The sequence below is a fragment of the Pseudomonas sp. B28(2017) genome (assembly GCF_002113025.1).
Lineage (GTDB): Bacteria > Pseudomonadota > Gammaproteobacteria > Pseudomonadales > Pseudomonadaceae > Aquipseudomonas.
Genome location: NZ_NEJH01000017.1, coordinates 1 through 21,600 on the forward strand (window position 1 = coordinate 1; position 21,600 = coordinate 21,600).

At 61.4% G+C, this 21,600-nt stretch carries 22 protein-coding genes and 1 pseudogene; 17 read left to right on the forward strand and 6 right to left on the reverse strand.

The genetic code is table 11. The features are described from left to right. Nucleotides 1-316 precede the first annotated feature (316 nt). Nucleotides 317-1,504 (reverse strand): type II secretion system F family protein, encoded by a 1,188-nt coding sequence (locus CAF65_RS25930; protein ID WP_085718906.1) that lies wholly within the window; start codon nucleotides 1,502-1,504, stop codon nucleotides 317-319. Nucleotides 1,505-1,518: 14 nt separating this feature from the next. Further along, nucleotides 1,519-1,953: a type II secretion system major pseudopilin GspG gene (gene gspG, locus CAF65_RS25935; RefSeq protein WP_085718840.1), complete on the reverse strand. Its 435-nt coding sequence runs from the start codon at nucleotides 1,951-1,953 to the stop codon at nucleotides 1,519-1,521. Nucleotides 1,954-2,148: 195 nt separating this feature from the next. Between gspG and CAF65_RS25940 the strand changes: the two genes are divergently transcribed. From CAF65_RS25940 to CAF65_RS26010, 15 genes and pseudogenes are all read left to right on the forward strand, one after another. After that, complete coding sequence (locus CAF65_RS25940; RefSeq protein WP_085718841.1) at nucleotides 2,149-2,757, forward strand: lytic transglycosylase domain-containing protein; 609 nt, start codon at nucleotides 2,149-2,151, stop codon at nucleotides 2,755-2,757. 462 nt (nucleotides 2,758-3,219) lie between these two features. Next, on the forward strand, nucleotides 3,220-3,873 hold the full coding sequence (locus tag CAF65_RS25945) for an SCO family protein (RefSeq protein ID WP_085718907.1): 654 nt from the start codon (nucleotides 3,220-3,222) through the stop codon (nucleotides 3,871-3,873). A gap of 2 nt (nucleotides 3,874-3,875) precedes the next feature. Next, nucleotides 3,876-4,157: pseudogene (locus tag CAF65_RS25950) on the forward strand (SCO family protein); the annotation flags it as partial. Nucleotides 4,158-4,193: 36 nt separating this feature from the next. Beyond that, a complete protein-coding gene (locus tag CAF65_RS25955; RefSeq protein WP_085718843.1) occupies nucleotides 4,194-5,744 on the forward strand; it encodes an ABC transporter substrate-binding protein in 1,551 nt (516 codons plus the stop codon). Nucleotides 5,745-5,757: 13 nt separating this feature from the next. Further along, complete coding sequence (locus tag CAF65_RS25960; RefSeq protein ID WP_085718844.1) at nucleotides 5,758-6,711, forward strand: peptidylprolyl isomerase; 954 nt, start codon at nucleotides 5,758-5,760, stop codon at nucleotides 6,709-6,711. A 223-nt stretch (nucleotides 6,712-6,934) separates the two neighbouring features. Continuing rightward, on the forward strand, nucleotides 6,935-7,468 hold the full coding sequence (locus CAF65_RS25965; protein WP_085718845.1) for a response regulator: 534 nt from the start codon (nucleotides 6,935-6,937) through the stop codon (nucleotides 7,466-7,468). 83 nt (nucleotides 7,469-7,551) lie between these two features. Continuing rightward, the gene (locus CAF65_RS25970) at nucleotides 7,552-9,258 is read left to right on the forward strand and encodes a GspE/PulE family protein (RefSeq protein WP_085718846.1); all 1,707 of its coding nucleotides are present in this window, start codon (nucleotides 7,552-7,554) and stop codon (nucleotides 9,256-9,258) included. Further along, nucleotides 9,239-10,042, forward strand: a complete 804-nt coding sequence (locus CAF65_RS25975) for a hypothetical protein (RefSeq protein WP_085718847.1) — start codon at nucleotides 9,239-9,241, stop codon at nucleotides 10,040-10,042. Before CAF65_RS25970 ends, CAF65_RS25975 begins: the two co-directional genes overlap by 20 nt. Nucleotide 10,043: 1 nt before the next feature. Further along, nucleotides 10,044-10,589 carry a PilN domain-containing protein gene (locus tag CAF65_RS25980; protein ID WP_085718848.1) on the forward strand — a complete coding sequence of 182 codons (546 nt, stop codon included), beginning with the start codon at nucleotides 10,044-10,046 and terminating at the stop codon, nucleotides 10,587-10,589. Beyond that, a complete protein-coding gene (locus CAF65_RS25985) occupies nucleotides 10,576-11,124 on the forward strand; it encodes a pilus assembly protein PilO (protein WP_085718849.1) in 549 nt (182 codons plus the stop codon). The genes CAF65_RS25980 and CAF65_RS25985 overlap by 14 nt, the downstream gene beginning before the upstream one ends. Then, the gene (locus CAF65_RS25990) at nucleotides 11,124-11,642 is read left to right on the forward strand and encodes a hypothetical protein (RefSeq protein ID WP_085718850.1); all 519 of its coding nucleotides are present in this window, start codon (nucleotides 11,124-11,126) and stop codon (nucleotides 11,640-11,642) included. The genes CAF65_RS25985 and CAF65_RS25990 overlap by 1 nt, the downstream gene beginning before the upstream one ends. Then, the gene (locus CAF65_RS25995) at nucleotides 11,639-13,465 is read left to right on the forward strand and encodes a secretin N-terminal domain-containing protein (protein WP_085718851.1); all 1,827 of its coding nucleotides are present in this window, start codon (nucleotides 11,639-11,641) and stop codon (nucleotides 13,463-13,465) included. Before CAF65_RS25990 ends, CAF65_RS25995 begins: the two co-directional genes overlap by 4 nt. A gap of 2 nt (nucleotides 13,466-13,467) precedes the next feature. Further along, the gene (locus CAF65_RS26000; protein ID WP_085718852.1) at nucleotides 13,468-13,941 is read left to right on the forward strand and encodes a type II secretion system protein; all 474 of its coding nucleotides are present in this window, start codon (nucleotides 13,468-13,470) and stop codon (nucleotides 13,939-13,941) included. 4 nt (nucleotides 13,942-13,945) lie between these two features. Continuing rightward, the gene (locus CAF65_RS26005) at nucleotides 13,946-14,320 is read left to right on the forward strand and encodes a type II secretion system protein (protein ID WP_085718853.1); all 375 of its coding nucleotides are present in this window, start codon (nucleotides 13,946-13,948) and stop codon (nucleotides 14,318-14,320) included. After that, on the forward strand, nucleotides 14,295-14,834 hold the full coding sequence (locus CAF65_RS26010) for a type II secretion system protein (protein WP_085718854.1): 540 nt from the start codon (nucleotides 14,295-14,297) through the stop codon (nucleotides 14,832-14,834). The genes CAF65_RS26005 and CAF65_RS26010 overlap by 26 nt, the downstream gene beginning before the upstream one ends. 581 nt (nucleotides 14,835-15,415) lie before the next feature. On the opposite strand, the gene ppnN is transcribed toward CAF65_RS26010, so the two are convergent. Further along, nucleotides 15,416-16,789, reverse strand: coding sequence for a nucleotide 5'-monophosphate nucleosidase PpnN (ppnN, locus tag CAF65_RS26015; RefSeq protein ID WP_085718855.1), 1,374 nt, complete (start codon nucleotides 16,787-16,789; stop codon nucleotides 15,416-15,418). A gap of 236 nt (nucleotides 16,790-17,025) precedes the next feature. On the opposite strand from ppnN, the gene CAF65_RS26020 reads away from it, so the two are divergent. Then, the gene (locus CAF65_RS26020; protein WP_085718856.1) at nucleotides 17,026-17,553 is read left to right on the forward strand and encodes a DUF3087 domain-containing protein; all 528 of its coding nucleotides are present in this window, start codon (nucleotides 17,026-17,028) and stop codon (nucleotides 17,551-17,553) included. Between the two features lie 83 nt (nucleotides 17,554-17,636). Further along, on the forward strand, nucleotides 17,637-19,181 hold the full coding sequence (locus tag CAF65_RS26025; RefSeq protein WP_085718857.1) for a sensor domain-containing diguanylate cyclase: 1,545 nt from the start codon (nucleotides 17,637-17,639) through the stop codon (nucleotides 19,179-19,181). 10 nt (nucleotides 19,182-19,191) lie between these two features. Here CAF65_RS26025 and CAF65_RS26030 read toward each other — a convergent pair whose 3' ends face one another. Genes CAF65_RS26030 through dapA form a run of 3 tightly spaced genes read right to left on the reverse strand, consistent with a single transcriptional unit; the run spans nucleotide 19,192 to nucleotide 21,438 of the window. Then, nucleotides 19,192-20,109 (reverse strand): LysR family transcriptional regulator, encoded by a 918-nt coding sequence (locus tag CAF65_RS26030; protein ID WP_085718858.1) that lies wholly within the window; start codon nucleotides 20,107-20,109, stop codon nucleotides 19,192-19,194. Between the two features lie 30 nt (nucleotides 20,110-20,139). After that, a complete protein-coding gene (locus CAF65_RS26035) occupies nucleotides 20,140-20,502 on the reverse strand; it encodes a DUF2784 domain-containing protein (protein WP_085718859.1) in 363 nt (120 codons plus the stop codon). Nucleotides 20,503-20,562: 60 nt separating this feature from the next. Beyond that, on the reverse strand, nucleotides 20,563-21,438 hold the full coding sequence (gene dapA, locus CAF65_RS26040) for a 4-hydroxy-tetrahydrodipicolinate synthase (RefSeq protein WP_085718860.1): 876 nt from the start codon (nucleotides 21,436-21,438) through the stop codon (nucleotides 20,563-20,565). Nucleotides 21,439-21,600 lie beyond the last annotated feature (162 nt).

Sequence of the window (21,600 nt, forward strand, 5' to 3'; positions counted from 1 at the left end):
CGCCACCACTGCCGCCACCGCCACCACTGCCGCCGCCCCCGCCACTACCCCCTTCCTTGGCATGAGCACTGGATACCCCGGACAGGTTGTCCGGAATCAGTACGGTAGACGCCGACAGAACCGCGCCAATAGCTACTGCCAGTAAAAGCTTATTGATGTGCATGTCGTTCTCCGTCTCTTATTCAGATTGGAACGTTGATGAACATTGCTACGTGCTGCTTTCTTCCCATGGGAACTTGTTAAACACCTCGCCGGACCGATTTATTCAAATGGAGGTTGAAAAAATGCAACGGGCAGCGCGGCCTGTTGCATAAGGTCAGTGGATGCTCGAGGCCAGTTCGAAAATCGGGATGTACATCAGGATCACGATCACCCCGATCAACAGGCCGATGAAGGTCATGAGCAAGGGTTCGAACAGCCGCACGAACCATTCGATCCAGCGGCTGATTTCTTCGTCGTAGAAGTCGGCGCTGCGCTCCATCATCTGCCCGAGGTTGCCGGACTGTTCGCCGGCGCGCAGCAGGCGCAGCGACACGGGGGTCACCAGGTGATTGAGTTCCAGCGCGGTAGAGAGTGACTGCCCCTCGCGCACCCGCTCGCACGCCTGGTCCAGGCGCGCGCGGGAGGCGACGGTGAGCAAGCCACGGACCATGCCCATGGCGGTGACCAGGGGAATGCCGCCTTGCAGCAGGATCCCCAGTGAACGGTAGAAGCGCGCCAGTTCATACATGAAGATGCGCTGGTGCACCGCCGGGAGTTTTTCGATCAGGCGGTCCAGCCCCTGACGAAAGGCTGGTTGGCGCTGGAGCAGGGCGAGGGCGAGGATGATGGCCAGCAAACCACCGAAGAATTCGCTCTGGTGGGCGTGAAGGAACATGCCGCTGCTCATCAGGATCTGCGACATCCATGGCAGGTTCGACCCCAGCCCTTCGAACACCAGGCTGAAACGCGGAACGACGTAGCCCATCAAAAACAACACCACGCCACCACCCACCACCAGCAACAGCATGGGGTAGATCGACGCGCTGATGATCTTCTGGCGAACTTCGTCCATGCGCTGGCGATAGCTGACATATCGGCCCAGGGCATCGCCCACGGCACCGGTCTTTTCACTGGACTGCACCAGCGCAACGTAAAGCGCAGGGAAAACGGCCGACAGCTGACTCAAGGCCTGGGAAAACGATTTACCTTCGTAAAGCAAACGCACCAGCTCGCTCAAGGTTTTACGGGCCTGTGGCGCGGTTTCTTTTTCCGCCAGGCTTTCCAGTGCGTCGATCAACGGTAGGCCGGCATTGAGCAAGGTGGTCAGTTCCTGGCTGAACAACACCAGATTGAACGTCTCGCGCCTGTGCAGGCGCAACGCGCGCCAATGCCGCTCGGCGTGCAGGCTGACGACGCGCAGGCCCTGGTCTTCGGCGATGCGCCTGGCTTCGCTGTGCCCGGGTGCCTCGACGGTCATCGACACGACACCTGCCTTGCCGACGGCCTTGAGATGAAAGCGCATGGTCGCCATTCCCGTCAGTTCCAGTTGGTGACTTCGGCGTTCTCGCCTTCGCCGCCGGGTTGCCCGTCCTTGCCCATGGACAACAGGTCGTACTCGCTGTTTTCACCGGGGTAGCGATAGGTGTAGTTGTGGCCCCACGGGTCTAGCGGGAGTTTTTTCTGCAGGTAGGGGCCGGTCCAGCGCGGTTCGTCGGCGGGCGCAGTGACCAGCGCCTGCAAACCCTGTTCGGTCGACGGGTAATGCCCGACCTCCAGGCGATAAAGGTCCAGGGCTTTGCTCAAGCCTTCTATTTGCGCCTTGGCCACTTTCACTTCGGAACGACCCAGTTGGGCGAAATACTTTGGCGCCACGATGCCAGCCAACAACCCCAGCACCACCAGCACCACCAACAGTTCGAGCAGGGTGAACCCGCTTTGGGTCCGCCGGGCATAACACAGTCGCTGATTCATGATGACCTCACACAGTCGGCGGCACAGTTGTCATGTATATGCATGCAATTGCCATGCTCACGTTTGGCGATCCTTCTGCACCCCCCGTGCTACGGGCCTTCTCACTTACGGCACAGTGCTTGCGTATGGCTGTTGCACGACTGGCCATTGGGGCAATACCCCCATTTTTCGGGGCCGGAAAGGGGAGGTATAACAATGAAATCACTCACCACCGGGTTGCTGGGTCTGCTTGTGTTGACCGGCGCCGCACAGGCCGATGTGTTCGTTTCCGTGGACGCCAATGGCAGCTACGTCCTGTCCAATGTCCACCGCCCCGGGCGCCACTATGAACGGGTGATCCATGAGCCCGATGCGGCGGTCGTCAGCCTCGACCAGCAACCGCAGATGATCGCCGCGCAACCCTACGCCGAGCTGGTGTCGGCGGCGGCCACGGCCAACGAACTTCCGGCGGCGCTGCTGCACGCAGTGATCAAGACCGAATCCAGCTACAACGCCCGCGCCACCTCACCCAAGGGCGCTCGCGGGCTGATGCAATTGATGCCCGACACCGCCCGCGAAATGGGCGTGACCAACGTCTACGACCCCAAGGCCAACATCCAGGGTGGCGCCCGTTATCTCAAGCGCCTGATGACGATGTTCGACAACGATATCCGCCTCGCCGTGGCGGCCTACAACGCTGGTCCGCAAGCGGTGCTCAGCCGGGGCAACGTGGTCCCGCCGTTCGCCGAAACCCAGCGTTATGTGCCCAGCGTGCTGAACCAGTATCGGCGTTTGCAGGGGTTGTCCGCGGATGCGCCGCTGTGATCGAAACCCCGGGGCGGTTTTCCCCAATAGTGGGGAAAAGTGGCCCCAGCGAGAAAGTGGGGGATTGGGTGGGGAATATCCCCCCGGATTACCAAGTCTTTATTATAACTAGATGATTAATAAGGTAATTTTTTGTGGCACGCGGTTTGCTCTGGACGATTTATCGAGAAGCTCATTCCGGATGATCCGCAACGAGGCCCATGACTATGATCGACATATCCCACGCCCCGTCGCTGATTGATTTGCCGTTGTTGGTGACGTCGATGCCTGGCATCGGGATTGCCAGCGCAACTGCAAGGTGCGAGCGCAAGCGACGGTATTTTTGAAGCCCCGGTGACCCTCGACCAGAACGGTGCCTGGTACCTGCACGTGTGGGCTGCGTCCTTCGGTGCGAGTTTCAACGACAAGACCATTGCCAGCGTTCGGGTCATACCCGGCGATACCCACCAAGAGGAAGCTGACATGAACCGATTCGCACATCGCGGCCTGTTGACGTTCTGTCTGTTGGCTATCGGTATCGGCCAGGCGCTGGCTCACTCGTCGGATGAACATGACGGGCACGACATGGCAGCCGGGAAGGCCAGTCCGGAGACCACCCGGATCAGGTTTGCCGACGTGGACCTGCTGGACCAGAACGGCAAGGTCGTCAGTCTGGAAAAAGACCTGGTGAGGCACAAGATCGTGGTCATGGGCTTCATCTACACCAGTTGCACCACGGTCTGCCCGATGGTGTCCTCGATCATGGGCAAGGTGCAGAAACAGTTGGGTGCGCGGGTCGGCACCGAGGTGCAACTGGTGTCGATCAGCATCGACCCGCAGCGTGATGATCCCCAACGCCTGAACGATTACGCCCGCACCTTCCAGGCGGGACCGGGCTGGAGCTGGCTGACCGGTTCGCCGCAGTCGGTCGATGCCACCCTCAAGGGGCTGGCCTACAGCGGTGACTTCAAGAATCACTCGCCGCAGATTCTGGTGGGGGACGGCAACAACCGTTTCTGGACCCGCTACTACGGACTCACCGACCCGACGGAGCTGGCCCGGGCCGTCGAAAAGCTCAGTGGTGAACGCAATACCCACGCCAAACACACCGCCATCGCCATGGAGCAGCAGCCATGAGAGCCAGCGACTGGTTTGCCGACGCGCCGTTGCAGGACCAGGTGCTGCTGCGCAATGTGATTTTCACACGTTACAACGATGCTTGCCCGCGGATTGCCCGCAAGCTCAAGGAAGTACGTGAAGGGTTGGGCGACAAGGCCGACGGTATCTCCGTTATCTCCCTTACCAGTGATCCGCTGCGGGACACCCCGGCGGTACTCAAGGCTTACACCTTGAAAGAGGGCATCGATGGGCCCCACTGGTTTTTTCTTACCGACGACAAGGCGCAAATGGACCTTGTGTTGTTGACAATGCCTGTGGCCGGTCGCTGAGCCATGGCCATGAATACTGCCCTCGTCCTTGGCCTGCTGCTCCTGGGGAGCCTGACGTTCAGCGCCCAGGCGCTGCCGCTGAGCCTCAGCGAAATTGCCGGCAAGCGGTTGTACCGCGAAGGGGTGTCGGCCAGTGGCGAGCCGATCATGGCCCGGGTTGGCGTATCCAACGTGGTGCTACCGGCCACCCAGCTGCCGTGCGCCAATTGTCATGGCGACGACGGCCTCGGTCGCCCGGAAGGCGGGGTGCGAGCGCCGGACCTGAGTTGGTCGCGGCTGACCAGCAACCATGGTCAGCAGCAGGTCAACGGCCGCAGTTATCTGGCCTACAGCGACAGCACCCTGGCGCGGGCGGTGCAGGAGGGGCGCGACCCCGGCAATAATCGGCTCGATCCGACGATGCCACGGTTCGTGTTGTCGATCAGCGATCAACGCAACCTCACGGCGTACCTCAAGCGTCTGGCCGAAGACCGCGATCCGGGCCTGAGCCCCGACAGTCTGCACCTGGGCACATTGTTGCCGGGCGCCGGGCCATTGAGCGAGGAGGGGGCCACGGTGGCGGCGGTGCTCAACGGCTGTGTGGCGCGTATCAACGAGGCGGGCGGAATTCATGGCCGGCAGTTGCGCCTGACCATACTCGACCCGGGCACCGACCGCGCCAGTGCCGAAAAGGCGTTGGACCGGTTGATTGATGAGGAGCAGGTGTTTGCCCTGATTGCACCGCTGGCACCAGCATTGGACATGGACCTTGCCGCGCGTCTGGAGGAGGCCGGCATTCCCCTGATCGGGCCGCTCTCCTTGCAGGGTACGCCCCACACCAGCCCGCAGATATTTGAACCGCTGCCGGGGCTTCGCGAGCAATTGATCGCCCTGGCCGAATACGCCAGTGCCAGCCTGCGGGTGCTGCAGGGGCCGACGCTGATCGCCTATCCGGACGAATCCGGTCAACGGCTGGCGGCGCAGGAACTCGGCCGGTACTTGCAGGGGCACGCCTGGCAAAACGTGCGCCTGCAAGCCTATGACCCGGCCGGGGATGATTTGCCCCTAGGGTCGCGCTCGGTGTTTTACCTGGGCAGCAGCAGCGGTTTCAGTCGACTGGCCGAGCGCTTGCAAACGGCGGGGCAGGTGCCTTACCTGTTCGCCACCTCGAACCAGGTGGCGGGTAATCTGACGCAGGTGCCCAGCGGATTTTCCCGACGGGTGTTCCTGGCCTATCCGTTCGTGCCCAGCGACTGGACCCTGGCCGGGCGCCTGGCCCTGACCCAATTGCGCGAACACCAGGGCCTCGGTGGTCAGCACGCGGTGCTGCAAGTTGGCGCGTTCAGTTCGATGATGCTGCTCAGCGAAGGCATGAAGCAGGCCGGGCGGGATGCCAGCCGCGGCAAGCTGGTCAGTGCCCTGGAAGGCCTGCATGACTTCGATACCGGGCTGACGCCACTGATCAGCTTTGGTCCTGGCCGACGCCTGGGCTTGAGCGGTGCCCATATCGTCACGGTGGATCTGCCGGATCAGCGTTTCTATCTGGTCGCCCCCTACAAACCCATTGCTGCCACGCCCTGACGGGAGGCCGATCATGAAACTCAACACTTTGCTGGTCCTGTTGACGCTGTGGTTGCCCGTGGCGTGGTGCAGCAATGGCCCGGCCGCGGCGTGGGTCAATGGCCAGGAAATTTCCCGGTTACGCCTGGAGCGCTACTTCGCCGAGTACCTGGAAGATCAGGGGCGGACGACAGGCAGCATTCGCGATTCGAAAGCCTACAAGCAACTGCGCAAGGCCGCGCTGGATGCCCTGATCGACCGCGAACTGTTGTGGCAGGAAGCCATCAAGCGCGGCGTGGTGATCAGTGATGCCGTGGTCAAGGACCAGATCGATCAGACCCGCCAGGCCATGGGCGGCGCCGAGGTGTTTGCCAGGCGTCTTGAAGATGCCGGTTTTGACGACGCCGGTTACACCGAATACACCCGCCGTGAACTGGCGGCCCGGCAAGTGTTCAATGACCTCACCCAGGCCGGTGTGCCGGACGAAAAACAGGTCCGGTCGTTCTACGAAGAACACCGTGCAGAGATGAACCGGCCCGAAGCAGTGCAGGCCCGGCATATCCTGGTCAAGGTAGCGCCCGACGCAGACGCTTCCACTGTCGAAGCCGCGCGGCTACGCTTGATGAGAATGCGGGCGTCCATCGTTGCCGGGACCGATTTCGCCAGCATTGCCCGCAGCGGTTCCGAAGACGTATCGGCCAGCGAAGGTGGCGACCTGGGCTACTTTCCCCGTGGACGGATGCTGCCGGAGTTCGAGGCTGCAGCGTTTGCCCTGGCGCCGGGGGCTGTCAGCGAACCTGTGCGTACGTCGCTGGGCTGGCATTTGATTTATCTGGAAAACCACATGGAGGCGACCAATGTCCCACAGGAGCAAGGACTTGAAATGGTTCGGGCTTACCTTGCCCGGCAACAACAGGTTCAAGCTCGCTTGCAGGCATTGGCGCAATTGCGCTCGCGCAATCGAATCGAGCGGGTTGACGATGAATAGAGGGTTCCCCCAAAAGTGGGGAAAAAACGTCAATGCCGATCCGATCGCTTTCCCCGTGTTTGGGGGGATGGAATGCCTGTACGAGAAGGCATTGTTTTTAAATTCAAGGACATGAAGACCTGACATTACCGGTGCTTAGCCTGGCATGAAGTGTGCGTAAGACCTGTCAAGGCGTGCACTCGGCCAGGTTCAATCCCGGACCTGCGGTTTCAAGGAGTCCACCTTGTTGAACAAAGTACTGGTTGTTGATGACGAACAGTTGCTGGCGGAAAACCTCCAGGGGTACCTGCAGGCGCAAGCACTGGAAGTCCGGATTGCTCACGACGGTGCACAAGGAATCGCCGAAGCTGACGATTTCGCACCCGATGTGATGGTGTTCGATTACCGCTTGCCCGATATGGAAGGCTTTCAGGTGCTCGATGCGGTCCGCCAGAACAGGAAATGTCATTTTGTGCTGATCACAGGGCATCCAACCGCGGAAGTTTGCGAGCGGGCCCGGCAACTGGGCGTCAGCCATATCCTGTTCAAACCGTTTCCACTGGCGGAATTGGCCCGTGCAGTGCTTGATCTTCTGGGCAGGAAACGCGAACCCAGACCGGGTGTGAGCACCTGCGAAGGATTCGTCGAACGACGCCAGAGCAGGACCGAAAGTTTCCCGCTGCAGTTGTACGACGGTAGCTGGGTGCTTGCAGATCGCCGAAAAAATACATCGGCCTCCTTGGCACCGGACGACGAACAATTGCTCACCGGAGAGTAGTGGCGCGACACGACGTTCCGGCCCCGCCGAAATTGCTCGTCGCGCCGACAGGGCTCAAAGCCCCGGGTGTTGGAGAGCATGCCATGGACCGTCTATCCCTTGTTGTAGAACCGGCGCAAGAGGAATGTGTACCGACTCGTTTTACCAGTGAACAACTGGCACAGGCCCGGGCCCAGACCACCAGTTCCGGCGAGCGGATGCTGGACACCCTTGGGGAGTTGAGTGGACTGGCTCCCATGCCTTTCATCCAGTGCCTGGGTGTAACCCTGCACTACCCGGTGCTCGACACCGACAGCCTGTTCAATTCCACCCCGGTGTTCGACCGGGTGACCCTGGCCCAATGTCTCAAGCGCGAATTCATCCTGCTGCGCCATGACGATGCGGTCATCGGTGTGTTCGCCGACCCTTTCGACAGTGCACGCCTGGCATGGATCGATGAATGCCTGCACGGCGCGCCGCTGTACCTGGTGCATGCCGACGACCTGAAGGCCTACCTGGCGCGCCACGAAGAAAGCTTCCATGCGGTGGAGTCGCTCAACGCCCAGGCCGAGGCCGGAACCGAGGTCGACACCGTGCAAAGCCTGTCCCTGACCAGCATCAGCGAAGACGCCAGCGTGGTGGTCAAGCTGGTCAACTCGACCCTGTACGACGCGCTGAAAATGCACGCCAGCGACATCCACCTCGGCACCACTGGCAGCGGCCTGGTGATCAAGTACCGGATCGACGGCGTGCTCAACAACATCAGCAAGATCCAGGGCAGCGAGTTCGCCGAGCAGGTGATTTCCCGGGTCAAGGTCATGGCCGAACTGGACATCGGCGAAAAGCGTGTGCCCCAGGACGGTCGTTTCAAGATCGGCATCAGCGGCCGGCAGATCGACTTCCGGGTGTCGATCATGCCGAGCATCTTCGGCGAAGACGCGGTGCTGCGGGTACTCGACAAACAGGACCTCGCCGACAAAGTCTGTGGCGTGCAACTGCAGGCCCTGGGTTTTGAAGACGAAACCCTGCGCCAGCTGCGCCGGCTGGCCGCCGAACCCTACGGCATGGTGCTGGTGACCGGGCCTACCGGTAGCGGCAAGACCACCACCCTGTACGCGATGATCACCGAGATCAACCACGGCGTGGACAAGATCATCACCATTGAAGACCCGGTGGAGTATCAACTGCCGGGCGTGCTGCAAATCCCGGTCAACGAGAAAAAAGGCCTGACGTTCGCCCGAGGCCTGCGCTCGATCCTGCGGCATGACCCGGACAAGATCATGGTCGGTGAAATCCGCGACCCGGACACCGCACAGATCGCCGTGCAATCGGCGCTCACCGGTCACCTGGTGTTCACCACCATTCACGCCAACAACGTGTTCGACGTGATCAGCCGTTTCACCCAGATGGAAATCGACCCCTACAGCCTGGTCTCGGCGCTCAATGCCGTGCTGGCCCAGCGTTTGATCCGCCTGGTCTGTACCAGTTGCAGCGCCCCGTACAGCCCGACAGTCGAAGAGCTGGAGGTCTCGGGGCTCGATCCGCAAAAGGTCGCTCACTTCCAGTTCGTCCACGGCAAGGGCTGCGGGCATTGCCGCGGCACCGGATATCGCGGGCGTAGCGCGATTGCCGAGCTGCTGCACCTGGACGACGAACTGCGGCAAATGATCGTCGAGCGCCAACCCATTTCCAGAATCAAGGCCCATGCCTGCAAACATGGCTTGCGTCTGTTGCGCGAGTCGGCGCTGGAACTGGTGGAAAAAGGCCGGACCACTCTCGAGGAGATCAATCGTGTCACTTTTATCTCGTGAGCAATTTGTCGCCGTGCTCGGCGCCAGCGGTGTCGGCCTGGGACAACGGCAAGGCAGTGCAATCCACTGGCTGGGCAGCGTCGGCTACATCGACGAAGGTTTCCAGGCGTGGACGGTGGCCCTCGACACCCTCGACCGTTTGCTGGCCGAACACACCGTTGCCAGGGCGGAACTGACCGTGGTGGTCTCCGGGCACTTCAGCCGCTATTGCCTGGTGCCCTGGAGCGAGCAGATCAGCAGCCCGGCCGAATTGCTCGGCTTCGCCCAACTGTGTTTCGAAGACCTCTACGGTGCCCCGACGCAACCCTGGAGCCTGGTACTCTCGCCCGAACCCGCCGGTTACGACCGTATCGCCACCGCGCTGCCACAGGACTTGCTTGAGCGCCTGCGCGCCCTGGTCAGCGCTCGCGGTCTGCGCCTGCGCTCGGTGCAGCCGTACCTGATGGCGGCGTTCAACCATTTCGATCAAAGCTTTGCTGCCGGAGACTTCCTGTTCGTGGTCGCCGAACCGGTACGCAGCGTGTTGCTGCTGGCCCGGGAGGGGCGCTGGACCTCGGTGCGTTCGGTGGGCAGCAGCGACAGCGATGCTGCGCTGAGCGCACTGATCGGCCGTGAAAATCAGTTGCAGGCATCCACCAGCGATCGGCCGTTGAATGTCTACCTGCATGCACCGGCGCGCATCGATTCGCCCCCTGACGTGCCCGGTGTGCATCTGCGCACCCTCGAAGAGGACCGGACAGCCGTACGCGATTGTCTGTACGTCATGTCTCGGGCGGTGGCCTGACATGCGCCCCCTGATGCTCGACTTTCAACCGCGCCGACGTTCCGGGCCTCTGGGCTGGAGCCTGCTGGCCGGTGGCGTGGTGCTGACACTGACTTGCCTGCTGGTGCAACAGCACTTGAGCAACGAGGCCGAACAACAGCAAGGCCACCTGCAAACCACACAGCGGGTGCTCACCGGCGATAACGGCAGCAAGGCCAGCCTGACCCCGGCGCAAATCCGTGAGCAGGCACAGAACCTGGCCGAAATGCGCAAGGTCTCGCAGCAGTTGCGCCGCCCCTGGGAACGCCTGTTCGCCACCCTCGAGGCCATGCCGCGGGACAACATTGCCCTGCTGAGCCTGACCCCCGATGCCCGCAAAGGCCAGGTGCGGATCAGCGCCGAGGCGCTGGACCTCGACGCCATGCTCGATTTCCACCGCCGCCTCGAAGCCAGCGACGAACTGTCCGACGTGTCGCTGCTGAACCACGAAATTGTCGCCAACGTGCCGGAACACCCGGTGCAGTTCAACCTGTCCGCCACCTGGGAGATCGGCGATGCAAATCCATAAATTGATCGTCCACGAATACCTGCAAGGCCTGGGCGTTCCGGGATTGGCAGGGCTGGGCATGCTGGTGCTGGCGCTGAGCTATGGCCTGGTCGGGTTGCTGCCGGACTGGGAGTCGCTGCAAAACCTCAACCAGCAGACCCGCGAAGCCACCGAGTACCTGGCCAGAGTCGAAGACGGCACCGTGGCTGCACCGGTTGTGCCGCAGCGGCAGCTCGACGACTTTCGCAGCAAGTTACCGTCCCAGCCTCAGGCCACTGTGGCCATCGACAAGATCTACGCCCTGGCCGCCCAGGAGCGCATCACCTTGTCCCGGGGTGAATACTCCCTGGGCGTGGACCCCAAGACGCACCTGGCCCGTTATCAGATTCTGCTGCCGGTACGTGGCAGCTATCCGCAACTGCGGCGTTTCCTGCACGCCTTGCTTGGCCAGTTGCCGGCAGTGGTGCTGGAGGATGTGGAGTTCCAGCGCAAGAACATCGCCGATACCGACCTGACCGGGCGGATCCGCATGACCCTTTACCTGTCGAGGTCATGATGAGTACCAAACGAGTGGTGGGTTGGGTGGCGTTCTTCGGTGTAGCGGCAGCGCTCGCCTGGTTCCCCGAATACTTCAAGCAGGCTGACGACAGCGACCCGACTGTGGTCGCTGTAGCCCCGCCAACCAAAGGCAAGACCCCTGGCACATCGGCGGCTGCATCGAGCGCCGCTGCGGTGACGCCGATCCAGGATCTGAGCCCGGCAGGCGATCTGTTCGCTGCCCGCAGCTGGAAGGCGGCACCGGCCCCCGGCACCGTCACTGAACAACCGGTAATCGATACGCCGGTGGTGCAAACCCCCACTGCACCGCCGTTGCCCTTCCAGTTTGTCGGCAGGCTGGATGACCGTTCCGATCTGCAGGTGTTTTTGCAGAACGGCGAAAAAATATACGTCGTGCGCAAAGGGGATGTCATCGATGAAACCTGGCGGATCGAGCGGATTTCCGATGAGGAACTGAACCTGGTCTACCTGCCTCTGCATTTAGCTCAGACTTTGTCTGTGGGGAGTACGGAATGAACAAATCCCGTTTGCTGATGAGCCTGTGTCTGTGCGCAGGGCTGGCCGCATGCAGCTCGGCGCAGGTGGCCAGGGACGAAGCTTCGGCCCTGATGGAATCGGGTCAGTACGAAGCCGGTCTGGCCCGCATCGAACAGGGATTGCGTGAAAACCCTCGCGATACCGATCTGCACATGGCCCTCAACAACGGTCGGGCCCGCGCCGTGACGGCGCTGCTGACCCAGGCCGACATGGACCGGGCCCAGCGAAATTTCGCCGGGGCCCGCATGACTTACAGCCGGGTCTTGAACATCGAACCGAACAACCGTCGTGCCCAGGATTCCCTGCGCCAGCTGGACTACCTGCGCAGTATGGACGAGAAACTCGAACTGGCCCGTGGCGACCTGCGTCGCGGGGACATCTACGGTGCCGACCGCCAGGTCAAACAGATTCTCGAACTGGACCCGAAGAACGAAGGTGCCCTGGAGCTGCAAGACAGCATCCGCCTGGTGCAGAGCCGCAACGTGGTGCAGTACCCGCAGCTGCGTACGCGCCTTGACCGGCCGGTGACCCTGGAATTTCGCGATGCCAACCTCAAGACCATCTTCGAAGTGCTGTCCCAGGTCGCCGGCCTGAACTTCATCTTCGACAAGGATCTGCGCCCGGACATGAAAGCCACGATTTTCGTACGCGACGTCCGTATTGAAGACGCCGTGGAGTTGCTGCTGCAACAGAATCAGCTGCATCAGAAAGTGGTGAATGAAAACACCTTGCTGATCTACCCGGACTCGCCGCAGAAGCTCAAGGATTATCAGGAGCTGGTGATGCGCACCTTCTACCTGACCAGCATCGATGCCAACACTGCGCTGAACATGATCAAGACCATGCTCAAGACCCGCGACGTATTCGTTGACGAGCGCCTCAACACCCTGACCATGCGCGATACCGGTGACGCGGTGCGCATGGCGGAAAAACTCCTGCAATCCCAGGACCAGTCCAACCCGGAAGTGGTGCTGGAAGTGGAAGTGATGGAAGTCGCCCGCCAACGCATTCTCGACCTTGGCCTGCAATGGCCCAACACCTTCGGTGTGGTCAACAGCGACGGATCGGCGGTGACCATTCTCGATCAACTCAAGGGCATCGACTCCAGCCGCATCACTATCTCGCCATCGCCACAGGCCAAGATCAATGCCCAGGACAAGGACATCAACACCCTGGCCAGCCCGGTCATTCGGGTCAGCAACCGCGAACAGGCGCGCATCCACATCGGTCAGCGTGTGCCGATCATCAGCGCCACCTCGGTGCCTTCGACTCAGGGCCCGGTGATCACCGAAAGCGTGACCTACCTCGATGTCGGTCTCAAGCTCGAAGTGCAACCGATCGTGCACCTGAACAACGAAGTGGCGATCAAGGTCGCGCTGGAAGTCAGTAACGCCACGCCGCTGACGCCGACCGCTCAGGGCACCATTCCGGTCCAGGTCGATACCCGCAACGCCCAGACCACCTTGCGTCTGCATGATGGCGAAACCCAGATCCTCGCCGGTCTGGTACGCAACGACCACGGCGCCAGCGGTAACAAGATCCCTGGCCTTGGCGACATTCCTGGCCTGGGCCGCCTGTTCGGCAGCAACAAGGACGACGTCAGCAAATCCGAACTGGTGCTGTCGATCACTCCGCGGATCGTACGTAACCTGCCGTACCAGAGCCCGTCGGACATGGAATTCTCGACCGGCACCGAAACCAGCATGCACATCCAGGCACCGGATCGCTCTATGAGCACGACGGTTCAGACGAACCCCATGAGCGCACCGATCGCCACCACGGTTACTGTTGGGAAGCCTTGATCATGAACGCCTCGCAACGCGGTTTTACCCTGATCGAAGTCGTGGTGACGCTCGCCCTGGTGGGCCTGCTGGCCAGCATGGCCGCACCGCTGACCGAGACCGTGGTGCGCCGGGGCAAAGAGCAGGAACTGCGGACCGCGCTGTACCAGATCCGCGATGGCATCGACGCCTACAAACGCGCCTTCGACGCCGGCTACATCGAGAAGTCGCTCGACAGCAACGGCTACCCGCCAAACCTGAAAGTACTGGTCGATGGTGTGCGTGATGTGCGCAGCGCCAAGGGTGCCAAGTTCTACTTCCTGCGTCGCATTCCCCGTGACCCGTTGGCCACCGTCAAACGTGACGACGATGGTGGCTGGGGCCTGCGCTCCTATGACAGTTCGGCTGAGAACCCGCGGGAGGGCCAGGACGTCTTTGACGTTTACTCCAGGGCGCGGGGCAAGGGGCTCAACGGCATCGCCTATCGAGAGTGGTGAGCATATGCGTCGGCAAAAGGGTTTTACCCTCATTGAACTGATGGTGGTCTTGGCAATCATCGCGACCCTGATGACGATTGCCTTGCCACGCTACTTCAACAGTCTGGAGGCCTCGAAAGAGACCACCCTGCACCAGAGTCTTTCGTCCATGCGCGAGGCGCTGGACCACTATTACGGGGACACCGGGCGTTATCCCGACTCCATCGAACAGCTGGTCGAACTGCGCTACCTGCGTAACCAGCCGCTGGATCCGATTGTCGAGCGCAAGGACGCCTGGGTTGTGGTTGCGCCACCGGATGGCGTGGCGGGAGGGGTGGCTGATGTCAAGAGCGGGGCCACAGGGAGGGCACGAGATGGCAGCCTTTATTCCGAGTGGTAAGCCCTCGGGCCAGGACGGCTTCACCTACCTGGGTGTGCTGTTTTTGATCGTCGTGATGGGCATGGGGCTGGCCAGTGCCGGCGAGTTGTGGGCCACCGCCGCGCGCCGGGATCGGGAAAACCAGTTGCTCTGGGTCGGTACGCAGTATGCCCAGGCGCTGCGCAGCTATTACCGCAGTTCGCCCGGTGTGGCGCAGTACCCGAAAGAACTCGCGGACCTGTTGCAGGACGAGCGTTTTCCATCGGCCAAGCACCATATCCGGCAGTTGTACCCGGAGCCGATGACAGGTGGCGAATGGGAGCTGATTCGCGGTATCGACGGACGCATCAGCGGTGTGTACTGCCCGTCCACAGAGAAGCCGCTCAAACAGGTGAACTTTCCCAGTCAGTGGTCGGACTTCAATGGCATGGCCAGCTACAAGGACTGGCAGTTCGTGGCCGAGAAAGCCTCCCTCCAGGACACCGAGGGGCCGCCGAAAGCACAGTCCACCGGGCCCCAGGCTTTGCAGCCATGAATCGTCGCTGGCCGGCGGCATTTGTCTGCGCCGATCTGCCTTTGCTCTGCTCTTCTGTGGGAGCGAGCTTGCTCGCGATGGTCGTCAACGATGACGCGGGCTGTCTGAATGCCCGCGGTGCCCTGGCGTTTTTCGCGAGCTAGCTCGCTCCTACAGGGGGAACGCGTTCAATTGCGATCAGGCCGGCCTGTAGGCCGCCTCGCTTTGGCTTTTGATCTGCTTGCCCCCTCGAGAGGCCGAGCGCAGGTTCTGCGCAGTGGGCAACCCGGCATGGATGCCGGGTTAGCCGCGTACGGCCATGGATGGCCGATCGCGGCGGGCCCATGGAGCAGGACCGGAGCGAGGGAATGCCGAGCCTTGGCGAGGCACCGAACGAAAGGGGCAAGAGCCTTTGGTTACTTGGGGCTCTTCCAAGTAACCCGCCGTAAAGGCGGAACCGTTAGTGGCCGTGACCGCAGAAACGGATATGTACACCCTCAAAAACCCACGCCGCCTGCCACTCAGCCATTGCGAGCAGGCTCGCTCCCACAGGGGGAGTTGTTGATTCACCCGCCACACTCTTCATGGCTGCCTGCTATTGGCTACGCCACCACCCGATAACACGGCACATACGCCGCGCCGCCCGGCAGTTTCATGCGGTGCTGGGCGACGAAGGCTTTGAGCAGCAGGTCCAGCGGCTGCATGATCGCCGCGTCGCCACGGATCTGGTACGGCCCGTGTTCTTCGATCAGGCGGATGCCCTTGTCCTTGACGTTGCCAGCCACGATGCCGGAGAACGCGCGGCGCAGGTTGGCGGCCAGTTCATGGGATGGCTGGTCGAGGCTGAGTTTCAGGTTGGCCATGTTTTCGTGGGTCGGGTCGAACGGGCGCTGGAAGCCTTCGTCGATTTTCAGCAGCCAGTTGAAATGGAACGCATCGTTGCGCTCGCGACGGAACTGCTTGACCGCTTTGAGGCCCTGGGTCATTTGCCGCGCCACTTCGGCCGGGTCATCGATGATGATCTGGTAGTGCTGCTTGGCGGCGTCGCCCAGGGTGGCGCCGACGAACGCGTCCAGTTGTTCCAGGTACGGCGCGGCATGTTTCGGCCCGGTGAGGATGACCGGGAAGGGCAGGCCTTCATTGCCCGGGTGCATCAGGATGCCGAGCAGGTACAGGAACTCTTCGGCCGTCCCGGCGCCGCCCGGGAAGATGATGATGCCGTGGCCGACGCGGACGAAGGCTTCCAGGCGTTTTTCGATGTCCGGCAGGATCACCAGTTCGTTGACGATCGGGTTCGGCGCTTCGGCGGCGATGATTCCGGGTTCGGTCAGGCCCAGGTAGCGGCCGCCGTGGATGCGTTGCTTGGCGTGGGCGATGGTCGCGCCTTTCATCGGGCCTTTCATCACGCCGGGGCCGCAACCGGTGCAGATGTCCAGGCTGCGCAGGCCCAGTTCGTGGCCGACTTTCTTGGTGTATTTGTATTCTTCAGTGTTGATCGAGTGCCCGCCCCAGCACACCACGATCTTCGGCTCGACGCCGGGGCGCAGGGTGCGGGCGTTGCGTAGCAGGTGGAAGACATAATCGCTGATGCCCTGGGAATTGCTCAGGTCGATGCGTTGGCTGTCGAGTTCGTTTTCGGTGTAGACGATGTCACGCAGGGCGCTGAACAGCATTTCCCGGGTGCTGGCGATCATTTCGCCGTCAACGAAGGCGTCGGCCGGGGCGTTCAGCAGTTCCAGGCGTACGCCGCGGTCCTGCTGGTGAATGCGGATTTCAAAATCTTTATAGGCTTCAAGAATGGTCTTGGCGTTGTCGACATGAGCGCCGGTATTGAGGATGGCCAGGGCGCACTGGCGGAAGAGGGTGTAGGTGCTGCCGGAACCGGCCTCGCTCAATTGCTGGACTTCCCGTTGCGAGAGTGTTTCCAGGCTGCCTTTGGGGCTGACGGAGGCGTTGATAACTTGGCGTTGGGTCATTCAATGATCCTTAAAACGATGTCATTCACACAGCAACCACGAATGGCATCCGAATAATGTGTATTCATGAAAGAAGATGGCACGAACTGCGCGGTCTCGCCATGTCCCCCCGCTTGACGATGAAAAGATGAAAAGGAGCCCCAGCATAGCTAAATCCCTCGCAGAGGCGATAATGGCCCGCAGTCTTTTTACCTCAGACCCCTTTTTTACCATTGAAGCTCAGGAAACCCGACGCAATGTTCGAAATCCAGCCGATGAACGCCGATACCTACCGGCAACAGACGCGGCGCAGCACGGTCATCGTTGCCCTGATCTTTCTGGCGCTGGCGATGGGCCTGTCCACGGCGGCGGTGGCTCTGTTCGGCGCGCCGGGGGGCGACAATCTTCGTTTCAACGTCGGTGGCGTGTTTGTTGCGGTGCTGGCGATGGCGGCGCTGATGCGCAAAGTGTTCTGGCACCAGGAATGGATGGCGTCGGCGGTCTACGCTTGGCAGCTCAAGCGCAGCCTGATGAGCATCACCAATGTCATGCATCATGTAACGGCGGCCGTGGGGAAGGGTGATCCGGTTGCCATGAAACTGTTGCGTTTCTACCATTTGGGGTTGAACCAGATGCATCAACTGGACGGCAACTCCAGTGACCACAGCCAGTTGATCCGCGAAATGGATCAGCACAGTGACCGGATGCAGGCGCTGGGCATCGATACCGGGCAGACGCAGCTGGATCCTGCGTGGCTGGAGGCGGTAAAGCAGGCGTCGCGCTAACATCATCGCGAGCCTGTATCTGGCATAGTGAGCAAAAACGGCGATCAGGAAGGTTCGTCCGGTCATAGCACTCAGGGAGCACCATGGGACATCCATCGATCAACGATCATATTGAAATGCTCCGGCCAGCGGTGCCCCGGCTCAAGGTCCGCTCGGCGGTGATCCTGCTGCTCGCAGTGTGCCTGTCGATGGTGGTTATCGTGATCTGGGAAGCCTGGAGCTCACGGCAGTACCGTCTGCATGACAAGGAAGTGGTGATGTCCAACCTTGCGCAGACCCTGGCTTCGCAAGCGCAGGCAACGATCAAGCAGGCCGACACGCTGCTGTTCACTCTGGTCGATCGTCTGGAGCACGACGGTATGGATCGGTCCCGGCTGCCACTGTTGCTCAATGCCCAGCGCAGTGAGTTGAGCCAGCTCCACGGCCTGTTCGTTTTCGACGAAAAAGGCCAGTGGATCGCCAATTCCAATGGCGTCGGCCAAACCGGTGTCAACAACGCCGACCGCGAATATTTCATCTTCCATCGCGACAACCCCAGCCGCGGGCCACACATCGGACCGTCGATCAAGAGCCGTTCGAGCGGTGAGTGGATCGTGACGGTTTCGCGCCGGGTCAATCATCCCGATGGCAGCTTTGCCGGCGTGGCACTGGCGTCGATTTACCTCAGCCATTTCCTGCAACTCTACGACAGCATCGACATGGGCAGTAACGGTGTGATCAACCTGATCGCCGACAATGCCAGCATTGTCATTCGCAGACCCTTCAAGGAGACGGATATTGGCACCAGCCTTGCCAAAAGCCCGTTGTTCACCCGGTTGTTGCCCAAGGGCGACGCGGGCACGGCCACGATCACGTCGATCATCGACGGTGTCGAACGGGTGACGGGGTACCGCCGAGTCGAGGGTTATCCACTGATCGTTTTTGCCGCGTTGAACAAGGATGAAGTGCTGGCCAGCTGGCGCCGGGAAACCCTGCTCAGCGTCTGCATCGTCACGTTGTTGCTGAGTGTTCTCGGGGTACTGGGGTTTCGGCTTATCAAGTTGATGAAGCAGCAGAATCTGGTGCAGGTCGAGTTGCTGGACACTCAGGACAAGCTTCTGGAGGTCAATCGCAACCTCGAAGGCCTGGCCCTCAAGGATGCGCTGACGGGGCTGGCCAACCGGCGTCAGTTCGACGCGTTCATCGATGCCGAAATGGGGCGTGCCCGGCGCAGCCAGACCGGGTTGGCGCTGCTGATGATTGATGTCGATCATTTCAAACCGTTCAATGATCGCTACGGCCACCCGGCCGGTGATGAATGTTTGCGCAAGGTCGGTGCGATCATCACGGACAACATCAATCCGCCCGTTGACCTGGCCGCCCGCTATGGTGGCGAAGAGTTTGCCGTGGTGCTGCCCGGCACCGACTACGTGGGGGCATTTCTGATGGCGGAGAAAATCCGCCGCGCGGTGCTACAGGCTGAATTTGCCCACAGCGACAGCCCGGAAGGCAGCGTGACGGTCAGTGTTGGCGTGTGTGCCAGCAATGCCGCTTCCCAGGTTCACCCCGAAGACCTGATCGGAGCGGCAGACAAGGCGCTGTACGTGGCCAAGGCCAGTGGACGCAACATGAGCGTGATCGCCAACTGAATATCAGGCGTCAGACAAACCGGTCCGCTCCCTGTACCAGTCGGGTGGCCAGGTCGGGTTTTTCAAGCTGCTCCAGCCACCAGCCCAGGGCGCGACCGTCATGGTCGCCACGCCAGCCGGCGTACAGGATGTTCGGTTCGCGCGGGTCGGCCATCGGTTTTTCAACCAGCGTGCCGTTTTTCAGCAGCGAGCCAACCCGGTGTCGCGGCAGCCAACCCACCCCCAGTGCATTGCACTGGGCCAGTATTTTTGCGTGCATGGTCGGCACGGCCAGCACCGGTTGCCCCCCGGTGACTCCGTAGGTGCTGCCCTCGGTGACTCTGGAGGAGTCGGCCACCACAATCGCCCGGTGCTGCGCGACCATGGCCCGGCTAATCGGACCTTTGGCCTTGGCCAGCGGGTGTTTGGGTGACACCGCAAACACCCATTCCATTTCCCCCAGTTGCATCCAGCGCAAGGACGGGATCGCCGGAGGCTCGTTGGTGGCGCCGATGATCAGGTCCGCGCGGCCTTCGCGCAGGGCTTCCCAGACCCCTTTTAGCACTTCCTGGGTGATGCGCAGCGGTACGCCGGATTGCAGAGCATCGAATTGGTCGATCACCGGGATCAGGGTTTCGAACTCCAGCAGCTCGTCGGTCACGATCCACAAGCGACTCTCCCAGCCGTTGGCGACTTGCCGGACCCGCTGGGTCAGGCGCGAGACGTCCTGCATCAGCCGCGCCGCTTCGTTAACCAGCAACTCACCCGCCGGGGTCAGTTGCAAACGGTAGCGGCGGCGGTCGAACAGCAATGCATCGAAACGCTCCTCCAGTTGCCGCGCCGCATAGGACACGGTCGACGGCGCCTTGCCCAGGTGGGCCGCCGCCCGCGATAGACTGCCGGTTTGCCGGATGGCCTCGAGCAGTGCCAGGTCTTCGGTCGACAACATGTGTTCAGTCCTTGGCGGGTGGTTGAAGATTCAGGCGGCCCATTGCCGGATCAATCGAAGATAGACCAGCACGTTGAGTACCAACACCACGGCGCCCAGTCCCAACTGAATGCCGGGTGTCAGGCCGGCGGGATAGATGACCGGCCACAGGTAATGCTCGATGAATCCACCGCCATAGCCGGATTGTCCGGCCCCGTGGCGCAGACGGTTCTCCCAGTCGGTCAGTGGGCAGGGCAAGTGGAAGAACTCCACCGCCATACCCCACAGCGCTGCGGGCGGATGCCACCAGATCAGGTGGCGCCATTTGAGCACCAGCAACCCGCCGAACAACACAAACACAATGAACAACAGGTGAAACAGCATCAGCCCGTCGGCTGCGATCCGGTACAGCATATCGGTGCCCCTGAAGGCTGAACGAATCGCTCCATGGTACTCGGACCGGTGGCGGGCGCTCTATCGATTGTCGTGGCTCAATGTGCTGAGCACGCCTTTCAAACGCAGGGTCATCGATTCACTGCTGCGTTGCATCGGCGCACGCAGTTCGTCACCGATCAAGCCTTCCAGGGCCAGCGCGGTTTTCACTGGGGCCGGGTTGGGCTCCAGGAACAGGCTGTTGATCAATGGCAGCAAACGGAAAAACGTGGCGCGGCCGTCCGCCATCCGGTTGTCGCGGATCTGCCGGTGCAACTGCACGAACTGTTCGGGATGGACATGCGCCGACGCGGCAATCGCGCCTTTGGCGCCCAGGCACAGGGCATTGAAGATCTGGTTGTCTTCACCGCAAAGCACGTCGACATGGCCGCTTTCGAGCAGGGCGAGGGTGTTCGAAAAATTGCCGCCGCAATCCTTGATGGCGACGATGCGCTCGTGAGCGACGACGTTGAGCAAGGTCGCCTGTTCGAAGGCCACGCCGGTACGGTAGGGGATGTCGTAGAGGATCAGCGGAACGCTGGAGGCATCGGCGACCGTGCGGAAAAACGCTTCCAGGCCAGCCTGGGAAGGGCGGATATAATACGGCGCCGGCACCAGCAGGCCGGCCACCGGGCGCTTGAGGATCTCGCTTTGGAACTGCAACAACTCGGTCAGGTTGTTACCCGCCAGGCCCATGACCACCTGTTGCGCCGGCGCCTGTTCCAGCACCGCATCGAGCACTGCCAGTTGCTCATGTTTGCCCATCGCCGCCGGTTCGCCGGTGGTGCCGCAAACGATGAGGCCGTCGACGCCTTTTTCCAGCAGATGGCTGACCAGCCGCCGCAAGCCGCCGAAATCGATGGCACCGTTGTGGAACGGTGTGACCAGTGGAACCCAGATACCTTGGAACGCGGACATGCACTTTCTCCTGATGGTTGACCGATGTCGTCACCGTCAGGAGCGTAGAAGGAGAGTAAGCAAGGGGAGGGTGGTCCGTAGCGCTCAATGTCCTGTCAACTCATCTGACGGGACAGCGCGCCCCGGTCACATGAGCGACTGTTTCTTCGATTTGAGGGCGTG

Coding starts and splice junctions, on each gene's coding strand:
- CAF65_RS25930 (WP_085718906.1), bottom strand. CDS start 1,504: ATGCGCTTTCATCTCAAGGCCGTCGGCAAGGCAGGTGTCGTGTCGATG.
- gspG (WP_085718840.1), bottom strand. CDS start 1,953: ATGAATCAGCGACTGTGTTATGCCCGGCGGACCCAAAGCGGGTTCACC.
- CAF65_RS25940 (WP_085718841.1), top strand. CDS start 2,149: ATGAAATCACTCACCACCGGGTTGCTGGGTCTGCTTGTGTTGACCGGC.
- CAF65_RS25945 (WP_085718907.1), top strand. CDS start 3,220: ATGAACCGATTCGCACATCGCGGCCTGTTGACGTTCTGTCTGTTGGCT.
- CAF65_RS25955 (WP_085718843.1), top strand. CDS start 4,194: ATGAATACTGCCCTCGTCCTTGGCCTGCTGCTCCTGGGGAGCCTGACG.
- CAF65_RS25960 (WP_085718844.1), top strand. CDS start 5,758: ATGAAACTCAACACTTTGCTGGTCCTGTTGACGCTGTGGTTGCCCGTG.
- CAF65_RS25970 (WP_085718846.1), top strand. CDS start 7,552: ATGGACCGTCTATCCCTTGTTGTAGAACCGGCGCAAGAGGAATGTGTA.
- CAF65_RS25980 (WP_085718848.1), top strand. CDS start 10,044: ATGCGCCCCCTGATGCTCGACTTTCAACCGCGCCGACGTTCCGGGCCT.
- CAF65_RS25985 (WP_085718849.1), top strand. CDS start 10,576: ATGCAAATCCATAAATTGATCGTCCACGAATACCTGCAAGGCCTGGGC.
- CAF65_RS25990 (WP_085718850.1), top strand. CDS start 11,124: ATGAGTACCAAACGAGTGGTGGGTTGGGTGGCGTTCTTCGGTGTAGCG.
- CAF65_RS25995 (WP_085718851.1), top strand. CDS start 11,639: ATGAACAAATCCCGTTTGCTGATGAGCCTGTGTCTGTGCGCAGGGCTG.
- CAF65_RS26000 (WP_085718852.1), top strand. CDS start 13,468: ATGAACGCCTCGCAACGCGGTTTTACCCTGATCGAAGTCGTGGTGACG.
- CAF65_RS26005 (WP_085718853.1), top strand. CDS start 13,946: ATGCGTCGGCAAAAGGGTTTTACCCTCATTGAACTGATGGTGGTCTTG.
- CAF65_RS26010 (WP_085718854.1), top strand. CDS start 14,295: ATGGCAGCCTTTATTCCGAGTGGTAAGCCCTCGGGCCAGGACGGCTTC.
- ppnN (WP_085718855.1), bottom strand. CDS start 16,789: ATGACCCAACGCCAAGTTATCAACGCCTCCGTCAGCCCCAAAGGCAGC.
- CAF65_RS26020 (WP_085718856.1), top strand. CDS start 17,026: ATGTTCGAAATCCAGCCGATGAACGCCGATACCTACCGGCAACAGACG.
- CAF65_RS26025 (WP_085718857.1), top strand. CDS start 17,637: ATGGGACATCCATCGATCAACGATCATATTGAAATGCTCCGGCCAGCG.
- CAF65_RS26030 (WP_085718858.1), bottom strand. CDS start 20,109: ATGTTGTCGACCGAAGACCTGGCACTGCTCGAGGCCATCCGGCAAACC.
- CAF65_RS26035 (WP_085718859.1), bottom strand. CDS start 20,502: ATGCTGTACCGGATCGCAGCCGACGGGCTGATGCTGTTTCACCTGTTG.
- dapA (WP_085718860.1), bottom strand. CDS start 21,438: ATGTCCGCGTTCCAAGGTATCTGGGTTCCACTGGTCACACCGTTCCAC.